We start from the raw sequence: 4,909 nt of genomic DNA on the forward strand, positions 1-4,909 counted from the left end.
CGAAATCCAGGAACGCCTGCTTGTTGGCGTTGGGGACGGCGAGCACGAAACCATCGACATAACTCATGGGGTTTCTCCTGCGGTGGCGCGGGGGCGCGGGCTGGACGGTCAGCCTACTGCCGGTCGCCGGGCACCGGAAGTCCCGTCACGCACCGGCGACGGCGTGCGGGCTGCAATGGGCCACCCGACCAAAGGCCGTCCCGATGCGTATCGCCACCGTTCTTGTCGCCCTGTCGCTGGCGTTGCCGGCCACCGTCCTCGCCACTCCGGAGCCCGCCATGACCCCCTTGATGAGTTTTGGAACCGACGCCGACGAGCCGCGCTGGGTGGCGGTGAACGACGGCGTCATGGGCGGTCGTTCGCGTGGTGGCCCGGTGGTGGAAGAGGGCGTCCTGACGTTCTCGGGCGTGCTTTCGCTGGAAAACAACGGCGGCTTTTCGTCCGTGCGCACCGTCGGCCGCGATTTTGATTTCAGCGACGCCACGGCAGTGGTTCTCCGCGTGCGCGGTGACGGCCGCACCTACCAGCTTCGCCTGGCCACCGATGCCCGCTTCCGCGGCATCACCGTGTCCTACGGCGGCGAATTCGCCACCGAAGCCGGGCAGTGGACCGAAGTCCGCGTGCCCCTGGCCGACCTGCGCCCGAGCGCCCACGGCTTTGCGCTGCAGGGCCCGCCGCTGGACGCCGCCCGGGTCCGCGAACTGGGCCTGCTTATCGGCGACAAGCGCGAGGGGCCGTTCCGGCTCGAGGTCGACTGGATCGGGCTGGAGTAGCCGCCCCGTAAAGCCTCAGGCCCCCGGGGCGAAAAAGTCGGCTCCGTCCCCCGGTTTTCAGCCCTATACTCTTGCGACTTCACCTGCTGCGGATTCTTTCATGATCACTTCGTCCCTGGTTCTTATCGGTCTGGCCTCTGCCGCGGGCGTTGCCCTGGTGACGGCGTTCTTCTGGGTCATCGCGCTGCGCCGGGTCGTGCCGGTGAACGAAGTGCACATCGTGCAGACGCGCAAGAACACGGTGTCCTACGGCAAGGGGTTTGACTCCAACACCTACTACGAGTGGCCCTCGCGCATCCCGATGATCGGCCTGACCCGGGTCACGCTGCCGGTCTCCAACTTCGCCATCGACCTGCCGGACTACGCGGCCTACGACAAGGAGCGCGTGCCCTTCCTGGTGCACGTGATGGCCTTCTTCCGCATCAGCGATTCCAATACTGCCGCCCAGCGCGTGGCTTCGTTCGAGGAGCTCAAGGAACAGCTGACCGCCATCGTCCAGGGTTCCGTGCGCACCGTGCTGGCCGCGCATGAGATTGACCAGATCATGCTCGACCGCAGCCGCTTCGGCGAAGCCTTCACCAAGGAAGTGCAGCCGCAGCTGGGCGGCTGGGGCGTGGAGGCAATCAAGAACATCGAGCTGATGGACATCCGCGACGCCAAGGACAGCGATGTCATCCACAACATCATGGCCAAGCGCACCTCGGGCATCGAGCGCGAATCGCGCCTGGTCGTGGCCGACAACAGCCGCCAGGCCGAGATGGCCGAGATCGCCGCCAAGCGCGAGATCGAAATGTCACGTCAGCTGGCCGCCGAGCAGGTGGGCCTGCGCACGGCCGAAAAGGACAAGAACGTCGGCGTCGCCAACGAGCAGGCTTCGCAGCAGGTGAAGGTGCAGCAGCGCGAAACCGCGGCCAAGGAAATGGACGTGGTGCAGGTGAACACCGTGCGCGGCGCCGAAATCGCCCGCGAAGCCGCCGTCATCGCCGCCGCCCAGGCCAAGGACGTCGCCATCGTGCAGGCCGACGCCGCCAAGCAGGTGGCCGTGGTTTCGGCCGAGGCCAGCAAGCAGGTGGCCATCGTTTCGGCCGAGGGCAACAAGCAGCAGACCGTGCTCACCGCCGAAGGCCAGCTCGAGGCCGCCAAGCGCAACGCCGAGGGCATCACCGCCGAAGGCCACGCCAAGGGCGCCGCCGAAACCGCCATCCTGATGGCACCGGTGGACGCGCAGATCAAGCTGGCCGAAAAGATCGGCGCCGACCAGGGCTACCAGAACTACCTGCTGGGCATCCGCAACATCGAAGCCGCGCAGGCCGTGGGCATGGCCCAGGCCGAGGCGCTCAAGTCCGCCGACGTCAAGGTGATCTCCAACGCCGGCTCGCCGGGCAAGGGCCTGTCGAGCGTGATGGACCTGTTCTCCGCCGACGGCGGCACCGCCATCGCCAGCATGCTCGAAGGCCTGGCGCAGTCGCCGGAGGGCAAGAAGATGCTCGAGAAGTTCGCCCACAAGTCCGACAGCAAGCCCGACCCGACCAAGTAGGCCGGGATGTGAGCAAACCCAAGGTCCCCGGCATCGAAGACTTCGACGGCCCGGCCGGGGGCTGGTCGGCGCTGGGGTCGGTGGCACGGGCCCTGAAGGACCAGATGGCGGTGGGGCGGGAAACGGCCGCCCTGCGCAAGGTGAACCAGCCGGCGGGTTTTGACTGCCCCGGCTGCGCCTGGCCCGACCCGAAGCACACCTCGTCCTTCGAGTTCTGCGAAAACGGCGCCAAGGCCGTGGCCTGGGAAGCAACCGGCAAGCGCGCCACGCCGGCGCTGTTTGCCCAAAACACCGTGTCGCAGCTGTGGCAGTGGACCGACCACGCTCTCGAAGACGCCGGCCGGCTGACCGAGCCGATGGCCTACGACGCCGCCAGTGATCGCTATCTGCCCATTGGCTGGGATGAGGCTTTCGCCCGCATCGGCGCCGCGCTGCGGGCGCTGCCCGACCCGGACATGGCCGAGTTCTACACCTCGGGCCGCACCTCCAATGAGGCCGCCTTCCTGTACCAGCTGATGGTGCGCGAGTTCGGCACCAACAACTTTCCCGATTGTTCGAACCTGTGCCACGAGGCCACCTCGGTGGCGCTGCCGCAGTCGATCGGCGTCGGCAAGGGCACGGTGACGCTGGACGACTTCGCGCTGTGCGACGCGCTTTTCAGCTTCGGCCACAACCCGGGCACCAACCACCCACGCATGCTGTCCACGCTGCGCGAACTTTCCCTGCGCGGCGTGCCCATCATCGCCGTCAACCCGCTGCGCGAGCGCGGTCTGGAGCGTTTCGCCTCGCCCCAGCACCCGACCGAAATGCTGGGCGGGCAGGGCACGCCCATTGCGCAGACCTATTACCAGGTGAAGATCGGCGGCGACGTCGCTTTCCTGAAAGGCATGATGAAGTGGCTGGTGGCCAACAACGCCCTGGACCACGCCTTCATCGCCGAACACACCGCCGGCATCGAAGCACTGTGCCAGGACCTGGACGCCACGCCCTGGGACGACATCGTCGCCACCTCGGGATTGCCGCGCGAAGACATCGAAGCCGCGGCCAAGGTTTACGCAAGCGCCGAGCGCGTGATCGTTTGTTACGGCATGGGCATGACCCAGCACCGCTTCGGCACCCGCAACGTGCACCAGATGGCCAACCTTCTGCTGCTGCGCGGCAATATCGGCAAACCCGGCGCCGGCATCGCGCCCATCCGCGGCCATTCCAACGTGCAGGGCGACCGCACGGTCGGCATCACCGAAAAGCCGACGCCGGCGCTGGCCGAAGCCATCAAGCGCACCTACGGCTTCGATTTCCCCGTGCGCCACGGCCACGACTCGGTGGCGGCGGTGCGCGCCATCCGCGACGGCCGTTCCAAGGCGCTGGTCTGCCTCGGCGGCAACCTGGCGGTGGCGATTTCCGACCCGGACACCACCTTCCCGGCGATGCGGAAGCTCGACCTGGCGGTGCATGTCGCCACCAAGCTCAACCGCTCGCACCTGATTACCGCGAAAGAGTCGATCCTGCTGCCCTGCCTGGGCCGCACGGAAGCGGACCTCACGGCCCGCGGGCCGCAGTTCGTCACCGTCGAGGATTCGATGTCGATGGTGCATGCCTCGCAGGGTGGGCTGAAGCCGGCTTCGCCGCTGCTGAAGTCCGAACCGGCCATCGTCGCCGGCATCGCCAAGGCCCTGCTGCCCGAATCAAAGGTGGACTGGGACCACCTGGTGGCCGACTACGACCGCATCCGCGATGGCATCGAGGCGGTGTTCCCGATCTTCCACGACTTCAACCAGCGCGTGCGCGAGCCCGGCGGCTTCCGGCTATACGTGGGCGCCTCGGTGCGCGACTGGGGCGAGGGCGGCAAGGCCCGTTTCCTGGTGTCGCCGGGTTTGAATCAAGACCTGCGCCTGCAGGGCGAGGGCGTGCTTACCCTGACCACCGTGCGTTCGCACGACCAGTACAACACCACCATTTACGGCTACTCCGACCGCTACCGCGGCGTCGAAGGCCGGCGCGACATCGTCTTCATGAGCGCGGACGACCTGCGTGAGCGTGGCCTGGCGCACGGCGACCGCATCGACATCGAGTCCTGCCTGGCCTCGGCCGAAGACCCCGGCGTTCGCGCCGTGCGTGGATTCACGGCGGTGGAATACGACCTGCCGCGCGGCTCGGTGGCCATGTATTTCCCCGAGGGCAACGTGCTGGTGCCGCTGGACTGCCATGACGTCAACTCCGGCACGCCCGGCTACAAGTCCATCCCGGTGCGCATCCGCGCCGCGGCCGATGCCTGAAGCCCGCAGCCGCCGCGAAGGCCTGGCCGAACGCGCGGTGCTCGACCTGCAGGGCGGGCAGGCCAGCCCGCGCCAGGACCAGCTGGCGGAAGAAGTGCCGGTGGCCCTGGTCTACGACGGTGCGCCTTACGCCGTGATGATGGCCTCGCCCGGCGACCTGGAGGACTTCGCCCGCGGCTTTTCGCTGACCGAACGTGGCCTGGGCAAGGACGACCTGCTGGGCATCGACGTGCAGCCCGAACTGGAAGGCTGGCGCATTCACATGCGTACCCGCGATCCGGTGGCCTTCGAAGCCCGGAACCTGCCCGGCCGCAGCGGCTGCG

At 67.7% G+C, this 4,909-nt stretch carries 4 protein-coding genes; all 4 read left to right on the forward strand.

Going from position 1 to position 4,909, the window contains the following annotated elements:
- Nucleotides 1-290: 290 nt before the first annotated feature.
- A complete protein-coding gene (locus AACZ35_RS12435; RefSeq protein WP_339829785.1) occupies nt 291-773 on the forward strand; it encodes a CIA30 family protein in 483 nt (160 codons plus the stop codon).
- Between the two features lie 100 nt (nt 774-873).
- A complete protein-coding gene (locus tag AACZ35_RS12440; protein ID WP_339829787.1) occupies nt 874-2,310 on the forward strand; it encodes an SPFH domain-containing protein in 1,437 nt (478 codons plus the stop codon).
- Nucleotides 2,311-2,318: 8 nt separating this feature from the next.
- Entirely contained in the window at nt 2,319-4,586 is a 2,268-nt protein-coding gene (locus AACZ35_RS12445) for an FdhF/YdeP family oxidoreductase (RefSeq protein ID WP_339829789.1), read from the forward strand.
- Nucleotides 4,579-4,909 (forward strand): formate dehydrogenase accessory sulfurtransferase FdhD (locus AACZ35_RS12450; RefSeq protein ID WP_339829791.1); only part of this gene is annotated, 331 nt, incomplete at its 3' end. The genes AACZ35_RS12445 and AACZ35_RS12450, both read left to right, overlap by 8 nt.

Source organism: uncultured Arenimonas sp. (assembly GCF_963976025.1).
Lineage (GTDB): Bacteria > Pseudomonadota > Gammaproteobacteria > Xanthomonadales > Xanthomonadaceae > Arenimonas.